Source organism: Bremerella cremea (assembly GCF_003335505.1).
In the GTDB taxonomy this organism is placed as follows: Bacteria; Planctomycetota; Planctomycetia; order Pirellulales; family Pirellulaceae; genus Bremerella; species Bremerella cremea_A.
In genome coordinates this window covers 155,788-171,082 of record NZ_QPEX01000006.1, presented here as the reverse complement: position 1 = coordinate 171,082, position 15,295 = coordinate 155,788, and the positions used below count along the sequence as shown (strand labels likewise).

The window sequence follows — 15,295 nt, the reverse complement described above, 5'->3', positions numbered from 1 at the left end:
GAGCGATCGACAACGTGATGATCGAGCGTTTGTGGCGAACCTTGAAATACGAGGAGGTCTACCTCAAGGAATACGCGAGCGGAGCCGATTGTTATCAAAGCCTGGGGGAGTACCTGGACTACTACGACCACCGTCGGCGACACCAGTCGCTAGGACGAAAAACCCCCTGGCAAGTCTACCGGCCTGACCGGTCCGAGCGAGTGAAACACTCTATCTAAGAAACGTGGCCCCGTGGTCCGAATAATGGGGTCCACTTCATTTGCTGTCATGATGTGATTGGGACGTCCGCCTTTTTTTGCCGAGAGAAAGGCATTCAAGACCTCCACGTGTTCGTAGGTTCGAGGCTGCATTGGTAGAAGTAGCAAAACCCTCGGAAAAATCATGGTATTCGAAAAAACATCGTTAGCTCCATATACGGGAAAAAGAGGGCCAAGAAGGACCATTTTAGGGCAACGCGGCCCTCTTTGAAGAAGTTAGGACCCCCTGGTTTTATGGGGTTTTCTCTCGGGAAACGGCACGCAGAATTGCGACCGCAATCGCTATCGGGGCCAGGAGTTTGGGTTTCTTTTTCTACCGCATTACCCAAGGGCTACCGAAGTGATTTGCTGGTTGGGGGCAGTGAGGCCGTTGGAGGATGGCTGATTCAGCGCAAGATTAAGGCCGTCAACAACTTATGTTGACGGCCTTGGCTTGAAGCGGAGGGCACGAGATTCGAACTCGCAACCCCTTACGGGGCATCACATTTCCAATGTGACCGCTAACCATTCGCATACCCTCCAGTTAGACGCACCGTGAAGTTTCCCTAAGGGAGACCTGACGGGGGCTCTAGGTTCACGGTGCATCTTAACGAATCGTTTGATTTATGAGAATAGCGGCCAGAAGATTTGGCCGCAACAGGGGTGTTTTTCGCGTATGCTAGGCGGAGCATTAGAGCGGTTTTCCGGAATTTATTGCGTCTTGTGCTGGCTGTGGTCGGCGGTGGGCTGGCGATAGCCGATAACGGTAGAGCTGCCGGAATGAGCTTTAGCGTGATGCAAACTGTGCCAGAATCGATTTTTTATCGGGAGGGATCTTTGATGCCAGAGGGGAGCGAGCCCAATCCGTTTCGTTCACCTGCCGGGCCCGCTGTTACTAAGCAGGCTGATTCCCTCTTGGGATTTTGGGTGGCATTGTGCGTGGTGGGGAGCGTAGCCATTTTTTTGCTTCCCTTTTGGCCGGGGATTTCTATTTTGCTGGCCCTGGGGCTGGCGCCAGCCTTTGTGCATGCCTACGTTCGGCTGCACCGGCTGGGTGGTCAAGGGATTTTGCTGGAACCACGAATACAAATTGGTTTGGTGATTGGCTCGTTCTTCATGGTGATGGGCATCGCCTTAGGAGTTTCGATTGCATGCGGTTTGGTTTGCTTCATGACGATTTCTGTGATGTCGCAGAGCAACTTGAACGAGCAATGGTTGCTGTCCGCTGGATTCATTCTGGGCGTGGTCTTGCCACTGGTGGGGTTCGTTGTTTTGTTTGTCGCCTCACTTTTCTATCCAAGCAGACAAGCGCTTTCAAAGACAAAATCGTTATCCAGCAATTCTAATGGTGAAGAGCCGAAATGAATTCGCCAGAGTCCATTAACCCTTTCGAAACTCCTCAGCCTGAACCAGAGCCACCGACAGATTCATTGTTTGCGTTGTGGATGGTAGTGGGAGCGGCTCTGTTTGTTTGCCTGCTCGGTGTGCTGGCGGGGGCTCCTTTAGGTGTGCTAGTGGCAGCTTTGCTCGTCTTGTTGCCAGGCTGTGTGCGGGCCTATCTGATATTACACAGAGAGCGACAGCTGCAGAGGAAAACGCCTGGGTGGGATCGACAGATCCATATTCTTTTGTCTTCTGTAGGGGGAATGCTATCGATTTGCTTTTTCACCATAGTAACTTGGTTGAGAAGTGCTTTGATGACGCGCATGATGCTTGTCACTCTGAGGGCCGATAGGCTCGTTCTGGCTATCGTTAGCAATGTCTTACCGACACTGCTGGCGGGTTTCGTTTTTCTTTTGGCGTTTCATGCTTTTGTGAAGGGACCTATCGCGAAAGAAGGATCAGATGGATAGCTTGTCTGAGTTGACTGGCGAGGTTCGCGATCGGCAGTGGTTTATTGTCCGACGCTGGCAGACGTATACTGGCGAACTGCGGGCGTTGATCTTGCGGGCGATCGCGGTCGTGGTGCTGTATGCTTGTCAGTTGGGGCATCACTTTCTGGTGCTATCCGGGGAAGCACGTGCGGCGAATCTACGGTTTCAGCAAGGGGCGACAGCGGTGGCTGTGCTGCTGCTGGTCGTGTCGCTGTTAACCTTGCTGTTGGTGCTGAAGCGATTTCTGCCAGCCTGGCTGCCTTTCTTGACGACAGCAATCGACTTGTTGGCGATTTCGGCTCTGGTGGCCTTGGCAGGTGGCCCGATGATGACCTCGTTGACCGGTGCCTTCTATCTTGTGGTGGCGATGGCGGGCCTGCGGTTCGATTTGAAATTGGTTTGGGCCGCAACGTTGGGGGCAATGGTGGCCTACCTGGCCAGCGTCGGGGCGGTTGACGATTCGTGGTTCGATGCCGATCACGTGGTGCCGTTGGTGCAACAAGGGGTTGCGTTGGCATGTATTGGTGCGACCGGAATTGTCGTTGGTCAAGTTGTGCGTCTGGCTCGAACTTTGGCCGAGCAATATCAACAGCGCGTCGATCTGCAACAGGCCAAGGAGGCGAAATGACACGTTCCGATGTGCCGCTGGTTGTTTGCCCAGAGTGTGGCGCCGAGAACAACTCGTTTGCCAACGTGTGTTGGATCTGCCGTAGTCCTTTATATACGGGGAAAGAAGAGACCGTCGAGGCGGAACTGGTACCTCCAACGGCTTCGTCTGGCCGGGGAAAGGTTGCGTCTCGTTTGGCAGCGTCGGCTTTTGGGATGTTAGTGCTCGGCACGGTGCCGCTTGCGCTGGGGGCGTTGGCCAATAGTCTTGATGGGCTCGTTTCATTTTTGCTCGTCGTGTTGCCCCTGGTGGTAGTAATTTCCGCGTTCATATTGCGTGGCAGTCAAAGCGAAAGCAAATGGATCCGCCATCTTTCGTTTGCCGTTTCGGCGTTGGTGGTCACGATTGGAACGGTCATCTTGCTAGGCATTGCGACCATTATTGCGCTGTTTGCATTTTGCCTCATGCTGATTGCGGGGCACTGAAGTAGAGGCGACTCAGAGAAACCATTACAAGCTTATGACCTATCAATTTCGCGACTACACCGTTCTTGGAATTACGCAAAGCCTGTGTCCAGAGTGTCTGGCCGTGGTTCCAGCGAAGATCATTACGCGCGGCAATCGGGTTTACTTTCGTAAGCGGTGCGAAGCACACGGTACGCGAGACGACTATGTTTGCTCGGATGTGTCCTGGTACGATCAGACTCAGTTCAATGTGCCGGGGAAGATACCTCGCGACTTTGGTGTTGAACCGAACAGAGGATGTCCGCTCGATTGCGGGCTCTGCACCGAGCACGAACAGCATACCTGTATCGGTTTGCTGGAAGTGACTTCGAGCTGCAACCTTGCTTGCCCGATGTGTTACGCTTCGAGTGGCCCTGGCGGTAAGCATCTGACACTGGAAGAATGTCAGCGGACGATCGATCGCTATGTCGAGGTGGAGGGCAAGCCGGAGGTGCTGCAGCTTTCTGGCGGCGAACCGACCATTCATCCCGAGTTCCGCGCGATCCTTGACTACGCGCTGTCGCAGCCAATCGACTACGTCATGATCAACACAAACGGCATTCGTCTGGCGCACGATCCGGAGTTGGTCGACTTCTTAGCCCAGCGGCGGAAGCGAGTGGAGATCTATTTGCAATTCGATGGTTTCCGCGAGTCGACCTCTCTCAAGCTACGTGGTGAGTCGCTGGTTGAAACGAAGTTAAAAGCCGTCGAAAACTGCGGCCAAGCCGGGCTGCATGTGAACCTGGTGGCGACCTTGCAGCCAGGGGTGAACGACGATGAACTGGGGCAATTGGTCGACTATTGTGCGAGCAGACCTTGGATTACGGGGCTTAGCTTGCAGCCGGCGACTTACTCGGGGCGGCATGTGCTGCCGGAAGAATTGGAAAACCGGATTACGTTTCCCGATGTTATCCGGGGCATTGTCGAGCAGACTTCAGGCCGCTATACCGAAGCTGACTTCATGCCGCTGCCGTGTGCCCATCCGAATTGCCACCAGATGTCGTACGCCTACCGCCGCAATGGAGAACTGGTTCCGCTGATGCGATTCATCAAAGCGGCCGAGCATTTGGACCTTTTAGCGGGTGGCATCTCGTTTCAGCGCGGAGCCGTAAAAGAAATCTTGGAACGCTACCTGGTTCGCGAGGCATGTTGCCCTGGCGGAAGTTGTGCTCCCCCCTCCTCTACCGAGACCAGTCAAGGGTTGTCCTTGCCGGTACTGAGTTCCAAGAGCCCGGTCGAGGAGTTGATCGGGGCACTCAACACGGCGGACCCGGCTTATGCTGAAGCGGCGGTCGAGTTTTTCGGCAAAGCAATGCAGGAAGAACTGGGAGCCAGAGACGTATTTCGGATAATGATCACTTCGTTTCTTGATGCCTATAATTTTGACGTTCGCCGGGTGATGAAGTGCTGTGTGCATCACCTGTTACCGAGCGGTCATGTGGTGCCGTTTTGTGCTTACAATGTGTTGTACCGTGAAGGGCATGTTAAGTTGCCGCCACTGAAGAGCACCGTGGATACCACCGCATGACAAGTCTGGCGTACATGGGCATCATGCTGTCGGCGATTGTAACCGGCGGTATCTTGTTACGGCTATTTCAAGAGAAGCTGCAGCTTGCCTGGTGGGAGAAACTAGGCATTGCTATTGGTGGTTTTTGTGGGGCAATGATCGGCGCGAAGCTGCCCTTTGCATTGTACAACTGGCAAGGGCTAGTTGATGGAACAGCTTGGTTTGCCCACGGCAAGACAATCATCGCTGGCCTTTTAGGCGGCTACTTTGGGGTAGAGCTGGCGAAGTGGGTGCTCGAGATTCGTACGAAGACGGGTGACAGCTTCGTGATCCCGGTCGCCGTATCGATCGGGATCGGACGCTGGGCTTGCTATGTCGGTGGTTGTTGCTTTGGAAAAGCGTGCCACTTGCCCTGGGGAACGTACTTTCCGCTGGCCGCAGATGGCGGCACGATTTTGCGGCATCCGACGCAAATTTACGAGTCGATCTTCCATTTAACCTGCGCGGTTGTCTTCTATTTTCTGTGGAAGAAAAAGATGTTTCCGGGGCAGTTGTTCAAGATCTACTTGATCGCCTACATGACCTTTCGGTTTTTCACCGAGTGGCTGCGGCCAGAGCCTGTTTACGCATTTGGGCTGACTGCTTATCAATGGGCTGCATTGGCGGCGATTCCACTGTTTGCTTGGCTCATCTATCGCGATCATCACTTGGCCGGCGCAACAAAAACGGAGCCGACCTTGGGGGACGGCTCCGAGAAAGTTTGAACTCGCGTGCGAATCCGCTTTATTGATAGCGGTCGCGGCTGTTGGCAATCAAGCTAATGAACTGCTTGTTGTTTTCGTACCTGCCCAACTGACGCGTGAGTTGCTCCATAGCATCGATGTGATGCATCGAGGTCAACGTGCGACGTAAGGCGATCACGGCGTTCAGGGCTTCTTCGTCCAGCAATAGTTCTTCGCGGCGGGTGCCTGATTGCGAGATATCGATGGCTGGCCAGACGCGTCGATCGGATAGCTTACGATCGAGGACCAGTTCCATGTTACCGGTACCCTTGAACTCTTGGAAGATGACTTCGTCCATCTTGCTGCCGGTATCGACCAGGGCCGTACCAACAATTGTGAGCGAACCCCCTTCTTCGAAGGCACGGGCCGTGGCGAACAGCTTCTTGGGGATGTCCATCGCCTTGACGTTGATACCGCCAGACATGGTGGCATTGTTGCCACGACCATCGCCAACCCATTTGTTAAACGCCCGAGCCAAACGTGTGATCGAATCCAATAATAGGAACACGTCCTGTCCCGATTCGGCTAAACGCTTGCAGCGTTCGATCACCAACTGCGAGAGACGCACGTGGCTTTCGACATCGCGGTCTAAGCTGCTGGCGATCACTTCACCTTTCACGCTGCGCTGCATGTCGGTGACTTCTTCCGGGCGTTCGTCAATCAGCAGCACAACGAGTTTAACGTTGGGATGATTGGCGGTAATGCCGCGGCTGAGGTTTTGCATCAGCATCGTCTTACCGGTGCGCGGTGGAGCGACGATTAAGGCACGTTGGCCTTTGCCCAGTGGTGTGAGCAAATCGACCACGCGATTGGTAAGTGGCCCGCCGTCGAATTCCAGCTTAAGGTATTGGCTTGGGTTGACGGGGGTAAGGTCGTCGAACGATTTCACGTTCACGTAGTTTTCCGGAACCATGCCGTCGACATCAAAGATGTCACGCAGGCGAGGCCCTTGGCCACGGCGGAAATGCTGAATCATGCCCCGAATCATCACGCCGACACGCAGGCCGTAACGTTCGATCATGGTGCCAGGAACGAAAGGATCGGTTCGTTCGCGGGCGTAGTTGTTCGCGGGGCTACGCAGAAAACCGTAGCCGTTGGGGTGCATCTCTAGCAGCCCATAGCAAGGTTCCAAGGGGATTGGTTCGCCTGGTTCAAACTCTTCGTTTTCCAGGTTATTGCGTGGCACATTGGAGCTAGGAGGAGAAGAGCGACGTCGATTGCCACCAGATCGCCCACGTCCTTTGGGGCCTGGTCCCGATGATCCGCCGCTGTTGTTACCACGTCGCCGCCCACCAGATTTGGAGCGGGTCTGCCGTTTGTTTGACATGAAAAAACTACCTAATCACAGAAGTCAGGGTGGGTCGCGTCAGTAGAGAGCGCCAAACCGCTTTAACAGATTCCTGAGGTCAGCTCCTAGTTGAAGAGGAGCTTGCCTGAAATGGTTTGAAAGATTCCTTTTGCCTTGGGAGCTGGAAAACTCGCACAAGCGATGCCCGCCGCCGTATGTGAGGAACACAGCTTGGCGTTGGGCTTGAGTCGAATTAGCCCTTGCCTCTCGTCGGGGAACGGGACCTGCGATCACGTGAAAAAGTGATACAGCCCAGAGAGGCATCGGTGTTGCGATTGTGGTAGGAACAAAACGTTCCGCCAGTCGCGACTTTGTATTGATTGTCGCAAGGTAAATCCGTTACCCGGCGTATCTAAAATGAAAATCAATGGTTACCTGAGACGTAGTTACCCTAGCGAATCGATGGTAACCAACACAGTTCAGTGAAGAACTGAAAAAGCTTCCTTGGTTCTTAAACATGCCACATTGTTTATCTTGCGGCTGAGTTGAAGAAAACCGTCACTGCCCGAAGAACTTGATACTGCTTGAGGTTTCAGCAAAGCATCATTGGGCAGAAAGGATGGCCGTCCAAAAATACCCGGGAATGAAATCCCGCAATGAGTTCGACGACGATCAAACTACTGGAATCATAAGGATTTACCAGGTCGTGTCAAGCTATCATTCTTATTCATTCGGCAGACTTCCCCAAATTCTCTAAGTGAAAACGATTTAGGAGCTCAAGTCTTTGCAATTTAAAGACTTATTGGCACTCTTTTCGGGCTAGTGCAACCAATCAGCACAACACTTAGGGACCTTTCAGTCAGGAAATTCCTCAAAATCGTCACATTTAGTTCAGTTGCTAAGGCAAGAGGTCCGATACCAGAGATTGGAAAACTGAACCTAGCCATCATTTCGAATCAGCTAACCGGGGCTCGTTCATACATGACGACCATTACTCGTTTCTCTGTTATTGTCCTGTTGTTAGCGATTCAAGCAAACGTTTTCGCTGAAGATGCCATTCGCTGGGCGCCCGATCTTGAAACTGCTCGGGCCGCTGCAACCAGGAATAAGCAACTCATCTATATCCACTTCTATGGCGACGATTGTCCGCCATGCCGTCGCTTGGAAGCGAATGTCTTTTCCAAGGCTTCGTTTGCCCAATCGTTGGAAGCAGACTATGTGCCGGTAAAGATTAACGGCAGTCAACAAACTGAGATCGCCAAGCAGTTTGGCGTTGATCGTTGGCCGCAAGACGTGATCATCACCCCTGCTGGGCAGTTTGTATATCGTACGATCAGCCCGCAGGATGAAGGTCGTTACGTGTCGATGCTGGCGATGGTGTCTCAGAAAGCGAATCCTAAACCAACGGCTTCCCCTGAGATGGTCGCCCAGACCAGCAACCCGACGGTAACTGCTTCGATGCAGGTGCCGGTATCGCAGCCCGCTTTGCCAGAAGCAAATCAAGGGCAGCGTGGTTCGGTTTATTCAAGTTTCACCGCGAACAACGCCGCCCCACCTCAGCAGCAGCCAGCGATGCAGCAAAGTGCGCCCCAGCAAGTTGCTCCGCAATTGCCACCACCGCCAACTTCCCGTTTTGCTAACTCAGGCCCAGCCCCTTCGATGCCGCCTGCGGCCGCTTCCGACCCAGCACAAAGCCGATTTTCGTCGAGCCCAGTTGCTTCGCAAACGAGACCTGGCATGCCTGCCCCACCAGCGTATGTTGGACCAGCCCCGCAGCAGCCTGCAGCGAACCAAGTTGTCCAACAACCGGCTCCTCAACCGTCGGCACCGGGACAGCCAGTTGCCCAGCAACCGCCAGCAGCCCCTGCTGTTCAGCCGAAGTTTGCAATGGATGGTTACTGCCCAGTTACTTTGATGGAAAGCATGAAGTGGCAGAAAGGTGACCCGCGTTGGGGAGCTCAGCACCAAGGACAGATCTATCTGTTCTCGTCGCAAGTCGAACAGCAGAAGTTTCTGGCTAACCCAAATCAGTACAGCCCGGTTATGTCGGGAATCGACCCGGTCGCCTACTTGAACAAAGGCCAAACGGTTCCTGGTGATCGTCGCTTCGGTTTGACCCATCGCGGTACGCTTTACTTGTTCAGCAGTGAAGAAAGCCTACAAACGTTCTGGAAAGATCCAACCCGTTATTCGGCAATGGTTCAGCAAGCAATGGCAGCCCAGAACATGCATCGCTAAATCGCACGCGTGCGTTGAATTCGCTTGAAAAAGGGAGACGGTTGGAACAGCCGCCTCCTTTTTTTTATGCGCAGTGCCGAGCTTACTAGTCCTCGAAGTGAAGCGAATCGATGACGCCAGTGCTGCGGAGTTGTTGAGTTTGCTGAGCGGCTTGCTGATAGAGTGTCTTTTCTTTGGCGTTCAGCTTGGTGGTGTCAACCTGCTTGAGGGCTTCCAACGCTTGGCTGGGACGCTGCAGCGGATCGAGCAGGAGCGAAGCTAGTTTGAGCCGCACCTGATCTTGTTTGGCCCGAGGGGTTTTCAAGTAGTCTCGCATGCTGAGAACCGCGTCATCGAAATGCTGTTGGCGGCAAAGTTGCTGAATGATCTGGAGAAACTCGCGATCAGGCAGATGCCACTTTGGATGTCGATGGGCCATGCTCAGGTGGGCACGGTAGGCCAGTTGCGGTTGCTGACCTTCCTGTAAGATGTCTTGGATTTGCTTCAGCCCTTGGTCCGTGGTGAGGGTCGTGACGGTATCGATTGAAGGTGTCTCGAGCTCACCGCGATAATGGTTTCGTTGGTGTCCTCCTTGTATGACCGTGAAGGCGTCGTACCCATCGCAATCAACCCAATTCCATTTCAGAAAAGCAAGCCCCACAGCCGCACCAACTACGGCTCCGCACGTGTGCAAAAAGGCTGTAAACGGGGCGAAGCTTCTGGCGTAAGTGGCAAAGAACAAAGTGCTGATGATATCCAACAGTAAGTAGATGCCCGCGAACGCCGCCACTGGGATTTCAAAGTGCCAGTTGTAGTGAAAACGGAAATTAACAACGACTTGAATGTTATTAAGTGGAGCCCACAGAATGCAAATCGCCATCAGTCCGCAAATTGCGTCTGAGGCTCCTAAGGCGGTCCCTTCGTAGCCGGGATTTACCAGGCTAATGAATCCCTGAGCTAGAAAGCCTGCGACGGCGCATATTGCTAGGTAGACTCCCAGAAATTTCCACCAGCCAAGCTTGCCTTCCACGATCAAGCCGAAGAGGGTCAGGAAAATCATGTTGCTGACAAGATGCAGCAGATTGCCGTGCAGAAACGATGACGTAATCCATTGCCACGGTTTAAGCCCTTCGCCGAACTGCAGCTGGTACTCCTTGGGCTGTTCCGCCTGACGTACCAGGACCGCCTCGGTGATTACTTCCAATGGGTGCTGCTGTGTCCCGGTTGCCAAGCGGTGGATGGGTTCGGCAAAGAAGATGGCGACATTCAGAACGACAAGCGTAACGGTTATCACCGGCAGATGATAAAGTGGGGCATCGGTTCCATAAGGAATAAGGACCAAGAGATTTGACCTTGGGAAAGTTCTAGGTAACGAGCTTCGAAAGGTTATTCGCCCGGTGGGAAGAAATCTTGCCACGCTAGTTGGGGTGTATTGCTATATACCAGCTTCGCTGTTGAAAGAGCCCGAACTTCCGTCAATCGTCACCAAGAATATCGAGCATGTCATCGTCTTTCTGGCTGGCGGCTTGGCTGGAAATCTTTCGATAGAAGGCCAACTCGCGGGCGTTTAGTTCGCTGCGGTCGACTTTTTTGAGGACGGTAAGGGCCTGGTTCGGCTGGTGGAGGTGGTCGAGCAAGATAGCGGCGTGCTTCAAACGAACCTGATTTTGTTTAGCACGTGACGTTTTCAGGTATTCGTGAATTGCCTGACTGGCTTCGGTAAACTTTTTTTGGTCGGCCAATTGTTTGATGATCAGCAAGAACTCGGCATCGGGAAGATGCCAGCCTTCGTACTTTTGTTGCATGCTAATGTGGGCACGGTACGCCAGTTGAGGAGCTTCGCCTTGTTGCAAGAGTTCGCGAATCTGGTTCAGGCCATTTTCGATCTGAACTTTTTGTTTGGCTTGAAAAGGCTCGGAACTGACGGCCAATTCGTGAGCTTCCTCACGCGAAAGCCGATGCCGACCGGCCCAGATTGAAAACAGATCCCAGTTATCGCAATCGACAAGGTGGTACTTCAAGAAAGCAATTCCTACTCCCACGCCTATCACGCCACCAAGGGCGTGGAGTAACTCTGTACCTAGCGATTCGAGCGGTCCAGAGCCGTAAGACATAAGCCCGATGATGATGCTGTAAATCAGATAGAAGCCACCTAAGCCGGCCGCCGGAAAATCCCACGACCAAACCCCGACCAGACAGTGGATATCGTTGGCCGGCACCCACAGCATGGCAATTGCCATCAAGCCGAAGATGATCGAAGACGCGCCTAGCGAGCACGACCAGGGCGTTGGAAACGAAAACAGCATCAACGATTGTTCGATGAAACACTCGCTGATACCAATGCCGAAATAAACCATCAGAAACCGCTGCCAGCCGATTTTTCCTTCAACAATCAAGCCAAACGTCCACAGCCATATCATATTGCCGACTAAGTGAAAAATATCGGAGTGCAGGAAGTTACTGGTGATCCATTGCCACGGTAGAAGGCCACGTCCGTATTGCAGCGATAACGGATCTGGGGCCGGAATGGTAACCTCTTCAGCATCCTCATCCTCGGCTGGTAGTTCCTCGCCCGATGCCTCATCCAGTGCCTCTTGCTCAGCTTCTTCTTCGTCGGCCTCGTCGGTTAGTTGATCGTACTCGGCATCGGTCAACGTGCCATGTTCGTGCAGTTGTTCGATCAACGCCGCGATCTGAGGAAGCGAGAGATCGTCGTTGGTACGCATGGGATAGACGAAGAAGACCAACGCATTGACGATGATCAGCGAGATCGTGGCCGTTGGCAGATGATAAAGCGTGGCGTCAGTGCTATAGGGAAGAAGCATCGATTCTGATTTCAATAGGTGCCGGTCAGGAAGTTTGAGTCTTCCCATAAGAACGTGAGATTGCCTGCTAGATTATCCCACCCTTGCGTGGTGTTCAATCTTTTCTAGGGAAAGATTGGTCAGCCTGGTGGCAGCATGATAAAGCTGATCGCCAGAGCAAGCAGGGCCACGCCTCCGACCCCCACAACAAGCCGAGCATTTGCGCGGCCGATACGACGTTCTACGAACGCAATTTTGCGTGAAGCGAACACGGGCTCGATGTTGAAGATGGCTGCCCAGATGGCCGCCAAACCAATCGCAGCCGTGAAGAAAGAGATGATCCAAACTTCCAGCGTCATTACTCCCCTGCCCTTTCCCAGGCACGGCTTCGCGTAACGGCTTCTTGCCAGCGAGTATACATCTGATCCATTTTGTGCGGATCGGCAGTTGGTTCGAACTCGCGGTCAAGACGCCATAGCCCGCGAAGCTCTTCTTGCGACTCCCAGAAACCGACTGCCAGGCCTGCCAGAAACGCTGCGCCCAAGGCGGTCGTTTCGCTGATTTTTGGGCGGCGGACGCGAGTACCAAGTAAATCTGTTTGAAATTGCATCAAAGCATTGTTGACGCTGGCTCCTCCATCGACCTGTAACACTTGCAGTGGCACGCCGGCATCACGCTGCATGGCTTCGATCATGTCGCGGGTTTGAAATGCCATCGATTCGAGCGCGGCCCGAGCGATATGACCTCCGGTGGTTCCACGCGAAAGCCCGATGATGGTGCCGCGGGCATGGGGATCCCAATAAGGCGCCCCGAGACCGACAAACGCTGGCACAAAGTAAACGCCTCCGTTGTCTGCAACCGTTTCGGCAAGTGGTTCGACTTCTGACGAAGCTTCGATAATGCCCAGGCCATCCCGTAACCACTGGACGACCGCTCCGGCCACGAAAATGGAACCTTCCAACGCGTAGCTAACTTGGTCGCCGATTCGCCAGCCAACGGTTGTAAGGAGGTTGTTTTTCGATAGAACCGGCTTATCGCCAATGTTCATCAGGGCAAACGCCCCGGTGCCGTAAGTGTTTTTGACCATTCCTTGGTCGAAACAAGTTTGCCCGAACGAAGCCGCTTGCTGATCGCCAGCCATGCCTGAAATGGGAATCACGCGACCTAAAACGGCAGGATCGGTTTCAGCGAATTGGCCGCTGCAATCGACGATTTCTGGCAGCATGCTGCGGGGGATTTTATACGCGGCTAATAGTTCGTCGTCCCATTCCAGCGTTTCGATGTTCAGCATCATCGTGCGACTGGCGTTGCTGACATCGGTGACGTGACGCTTGCCGCCAGTCAATCGCCAAACCAGGTAACAATCGACGGTTCCAAACAGCAAGTGCCCGTCCTCGGCTGCTTGCCGCGCCCCGGATACGGTTTCTAAGAGGTGGATAATCTTGGAAGCAGAAAAATAGGCGTCGACCACCAGCCCTGTTTTTTGGCGAATGGTATCTTCCACCCCTTCGCTGCGGAGGCGATCGCAGATAGAACTCGAAACGCGGCTTTGCCAAACAATCGCGTTATGAATCGGTTTGCCGGTTCGTTTATCCCAAACAATGGTTGTCTCGCGCTGGTTGGTAATGCCAATCGCGGCGACCTCTTCCAGGGCAACTTTACCGAGGGCCCCTTCGGCGGTCGAGATCTGGCTGCCCCAGAGGTCTTCCGGATCGTGTTCGACTTGGCCTGTCGCGGGGAGGATTTGACGGAACTCTTGTTGAGCGACCGAAACGATTCTGGCATCGTGATCGAACAAAATCGAACGACTGGAGGTGGTCCCTTGGTCGAGCGCGAGAATGTAGCGGGGCATGATGTGTCTTTCTGAGGGCTAGGCGGGAAGAACCTGCTTTCCGAATCGCGATTGTAACCGCTGTGTATAGCTGGCGATCGTTTCCGATTTGGCTTCGGCGGAAAGTTTTCCAGCGGCAATCAACGCCTCGGCGACTTGGTCGAGATGCGAGAGCGAAAGTGTCGGATCGAAGACAAGCATGAGGCGGCGCTCGATAATGTCGGCCATGGTCTTGGCGTGCAGCTTGTCAATCGCCGCCGCAGCCATGGCTTGGGTGCCTGCCGCAATATCGACTCCGGTAAGCGAGTGCATGATAAAGGAAGCTCGCGTGCCAGGCGAGATGTTGGGAACATCTCCTTCGTACGTCTTGCGCGATTGCGAGTTGGCAATTACCGAGCGATTGAGTTTTTCCAGGATTATTTTCGCCGAGTGTTGCGCCAGCGAACGGCATGTGGTCAGTTTTCCACCGACGATCGTAAAGCATGGCCACGGCGTACCGTCGTGTTCGTGGAGCCAATGGCCACGTGGGATCGAAGCGGTTGATTCTGCCGGAACAAAGGGTAAGGGACGCACGCCGCTGTAATGTTGGGTGATGTCTTCCCGGGCCAGACCAACCTCTGGCAGCACGGAATTCACGCAGCGAAGGAGATAATCGATTTCTTCTTCGCTGGCGATGGCCAGTTCGGGATCCCCATCATGACGCAAATCGGTCGTGCCAATCAACGCTCCCCCGTTCCAAGGCAAGATAAAGACGGGACGTCCGTCGTAGGCTTCGGCGTAGATACCACGCTTGCCCAGTGTTTCGAGAAGAACCGGTTTATGCGAGATCAAATGCGAACCACGCGTGCCGCCAAAGAGCCGTTCCGAGGCAATGCCGAGTGCCGTCAAGGTTTCGTCCCCCGCCGGACCCGAGGCATTGACTAACGCGGCAGGTTGGATTGGATCGGTGGGGCTGTCTCGGTCGAGTAGATTCTCGAACTCGAAGTATTTGCCATGCAAGATCGGCTTGCGGTAGGTCCGCAGGGTGAAACGTAGCCCGGACTCTGCCGCGATTTGTTCGCAGTCGTGAATGAGGTTGGCGGTGTAAAGCTCTGGGAACTCGATTTGGCCGTCGAAATACGAAAAAACATCCATGAAACTAGGATCGAAGCCAATCGGCTTCCATTCGGCGGAAGCTAAACGGCGATGCGAACCGAGCCGCTGGCTGCCTGCCAACCAATCGTACATCGTCAAACCGCTACGAATTGCCCACGAACCGCGTGATGGGGAGCCTGACTGGAAAAATGGGAGATTGAAGAAGCCAGAGGCAGAGGAAACAAGACCTGCGAACTGAGATTTTACGGGAATCATCAATTCGAGCGGAGAAACATGCTCAGGCGAATTGGCCAGAAATCGTTCCCGCTCGGCAAGCGATTCGTACACGAGGGACGTTTCGCCATGTTCCAGGTAGCGCAGGCCACCATGGATTAAACGTGTCGACCAGCTCGTCGTGCCGGAGGCGAAGTCGCTATGATCGACCAGCACGACCGGTACCTGGTTCAAAAGAAGTTCGCGGGCCAGGGCCGCGCCGTTGATGCCAGCACCCAGAATGAGTACGGGAGTGGAGTGGTCTGCCATGTTCGCGATCCCTGCTGAGGCATCCAGTT

14 protein-coding genes and 1 tRNA gene are annotated in these 15,295 nt (G+C 54.0%); 8 read left to right on the top strand and 7 right to left on the bottom strand.

Translation table 11 applies throughout. The features are described 5' to 3' along the window. The coding region (locus DTL42_RS01265) for an integrase core domain-containing protein (protein ID WP_147274119.1) at window positions 1-218 on the top strand (218 nt) is incomplete at its 5' end. 478 nt (window positions 219-696) lie between these two features. Here DTL42_RS01265 and DTL42_RS01260 read toward each other — a convergent pair. Beyond that, window positions 697-778 (bottom strand) — tRNA-Ser (locus DTL42_RS01260). A gap of 172 nt (window positions 779-950) precedes the next feature. On the opposite strand from DTL42_RS01260, the gene DTL42_RS01255 reads away from it, so the two are divergent. From DTL42_RS01255 to DTL42_RS01230, 6 genes are read left to right on the top strand one after another with little or no spacing between them, the layout of a single operon-like run. Next, window positions 951-1,601 (top strand): hypothetical protein, encoded by a 651-nt coding sequence (locus DTL42_RS01255; RefSeq protein ID WP_147274118.1) that lies wholly within the window; start codon window positions 951-953, stop codon window positions 1,599-1,601. Next, entirely contained in the window at window positions 1,598-2,089 is a 492-nt protein-coding gene (locus DTL42_RS01250) for a hypothetical protein (protein ID WP_114366885.1), read from the top strand. The genes DTL42_RS01255 and DTL42_RS01250 overlap by 4 nt, the downstream gene beginning before the upstream one ends. Further along, the gene (locus tag DTL42_RS01245) at window positions 2,082-2,738 is read left to right on the top strand and encodes a hypothetical protein (protein ID WP_114366884.1); all 657 of its coding nucleotides are present in this window, start codon (window positions 2,082-2,084) and stop codon (window positions 2,736-2,738) included. The genes DTL42_RS01250 and DTL42_RS01245 overlap by 8 nt, the downstream gene beginning before the upstream one ends. After that, complete coding sequence (locus DTL42_RS01240) at window positions 2,735-3,202, top strand: hypothetical protein (RefSeq protein WP_114366883.1); 468 nt, start codon at window positions 2,735-2,737, stop codon at window positions 3,200-3,202. Before DTL42_RS01245 ends, DTL42_RS01240 begins: the two co-directional genes overlap by 4 nt. 34 nt (window positions 3,203-3,236) lie before the next feature. Further along, a complete protein-coding gene (locus DTL42_RS01235; RefSeq protein WP_114366882.1) occupies window positions 3,237-4,748 on the top strand; it encodes a radical SAM protein in 1,512 nt (503 codons plus the stop codon). Continuing rightward, window positions 4,745-5,491 carry a prolipoprotein diacylglyceryl transferase gene (locus tag DTL42_RS01230; protein ID WP_114366881.1) on the top strand — a complete coding sequence of 249 codons (747 nt, stop codon included), beginning with the start codon at window positions 4,745-4,747 and terminating at the stop codon, window positions 5,489-5,491. The genes DTL42_RS01235 and DTL42_RS01230 overlap by 4 nt, the downstream gene beginning before the upstream one ends. A gap of 19 nt (window positions 5,492-5,510) precedes the next feature. On the opposite strand, the gene rho is transcribed toward DTL42_RS01230, so the two are convergent. Next, window positions 5,511-6,836, bottom strand: coding sequence for a transcription termination factor Rho (gene rho, locus DTL42_RS01225; RefSeq protein ID WP_114366880.1), 1,326 nt, complete (start codon window positions 6,834-6,836; stop codon window positions 5,511-5,513). A 942-nt stretch (window positions 6,837-7,778) separates the two neighbouring features. On the opposite strand from rho, the gene DTL42_RS01220 reads away from it, so the two are divergent. Further along, window positions 7,779-9,035, top strand: a complete 1,257-nt coding sequence (locus tag DTL42_RS01220) for a thioredoxin family protein (RefSeq protein WP_114366879.1) — start codon at window positions 7,779-7,781, stop codon at window positions 9,033-9,035. A gap of 85 nt (window positions 9,036-9,120) precedes the next feature. On the opposite strand, the gene DTL42_RS01215 is transcribed toward DTL42_RS01220, so the two are convergent. The 5 genes from DTL42_RS01215 to DTL42_RS01195 form a co-directional block, all read right to left on the bottom strand. Beyond that, window positions 9,121-10,356, bottom strand: a complete 1,236-nt coding sequence (locus tag DTL42_RS01215) for a rhomboid family intramembrane serine protease (RefSeq protein ID WP_158545181.1) — start codon at window positions 10,354-10,356, stop codon at window positions 9,121-9,123. A gap of 133 nt (window positions 10,357-10,489) precedes the next feature. Next, window positions 10,490-11,839, bottom strand: coding sequence for a rhomboid family intramembrane serine protease (locus DTL42_RS01210; protein ID WP_114366877.1), 1,350 nt, complete (start codon window positions 11,837-11,839; stop codon window positions 10,490-10,492). Between the two features lie 119 nt (window positions 11,840-11,958). After that, a complete protein-coding gene (locus DTL42_RS01205) occupies window positions 11,959-12,177 on the bottom strand; it encodes a hypothetical protein (protein WP_114366876.1) in 219 nt (72 codons plus the stop codon). After that, window positions 12,177-13,670 carry a glycerol kinase GlpK gene (gene glpK / locus DTL42_RS01200; RefSeq protein WP_114366875.1) on the bottom strand — a complete coding sequence of 498 codons (1,494 nt, stop codon included), beginning with the start codon at window positions 13,668-13,670 and terminating at the stop codon, window positions 12,177-12,179. The genes DTL42_RS01205 and glpK overlap by 1 nt, the downstream gene beginning before the upstream one ends. An 18-nt stretch (window positions 13,671-13,688) precedes the next feature. Then, on the bottom strand, window positions 13,689-15,266 hold the full coding sequence (locus tag DTL42_RS01195; RefSeq protein WP_114366874.1) for a glycerol-3-phosphate dehydrogenase/oxidase: 1,578 nt from the start codon (window positions 15,264-15,266) through the stop codon (window positions 13,689-13,691). Window positions 15,267-15,295 lie beyond the last annotated feature (29 nt).

Coding starts and splice junctions, on each gene's coding strand:
- DTL42_RS01250 (WP_114366885.1), top strand. CDS start 1,598: ATGAATTCGCCAGAGTCCATTAACCCTTTCGAAACTCCTCAGCCTGAA.
- DTL42_RS01245 (WP_114366884.1), top strand. CDS start 2,082: ATGGATAGCTTGTCTGAGTTGACTGGCGAGGTTCGCGATCGGCAGTGG.
- DTL42_RS01240 (WP_114366883.1), top strand. CDS start 2,735: ATGACACGTTCCGATGTGCCGCTGGTTGTTTGCCCAGAGTGTGGCGCC.
- DTL42_RS01235 (WP_114366882.1), top strand. CDS start 3,237: ATGACCTATCAATTTCGCGACTACACCGTTCTTGGAATTACGCAAAGC.
- DTL42_RS01230 (WP_114366881.1), top strand. CDS start 4,745: ATGACAAGTCTGGCGTACATGGGCATCATGCTGTCGGCGATTGTAACC.
- rho (WP_114366880.1), bottom strand. CDS start 6,836: ATGTCAAACAAACGGCAGACCCGCTCCAAATCTGGTGGGCGGCGACGT.
- DTL42_RS01220 (WP_114366879.1), top strand. CDS start 7,779: ATGACGACCATTACTCGTTTCTCTGTTATTGTCCTGTTGTTAGCGATT.
- DTL42_RS01210 (WP_114366877.1), bottom strand. CDS start 11,839: ATGCTTCTTCCCTATAGCACTGACGCCACGCTTTATCATCTGCCAACG.
- DTL42_RS01205 (WP_114366876.1), bottom strand. CDS start 12,177: ATGACGCTGGAAGTTTGGATCATCTCTTTCTTCACGGCTGCGATTGGT.
- glpK (WP_114366875.1), bottom strand. CDS start 13,670: ATGCCCCGCTACATTCTCGCGCTCGACCAAGGGACCACCTCCAGTCGT.
- DTL42_RS01195 (WP_114366874.1), bottom strand. CDS start 15,266: ATGGCAGACCACTCCACTCCCGTACTCATTCTGGGTGCTGGCATCAAC.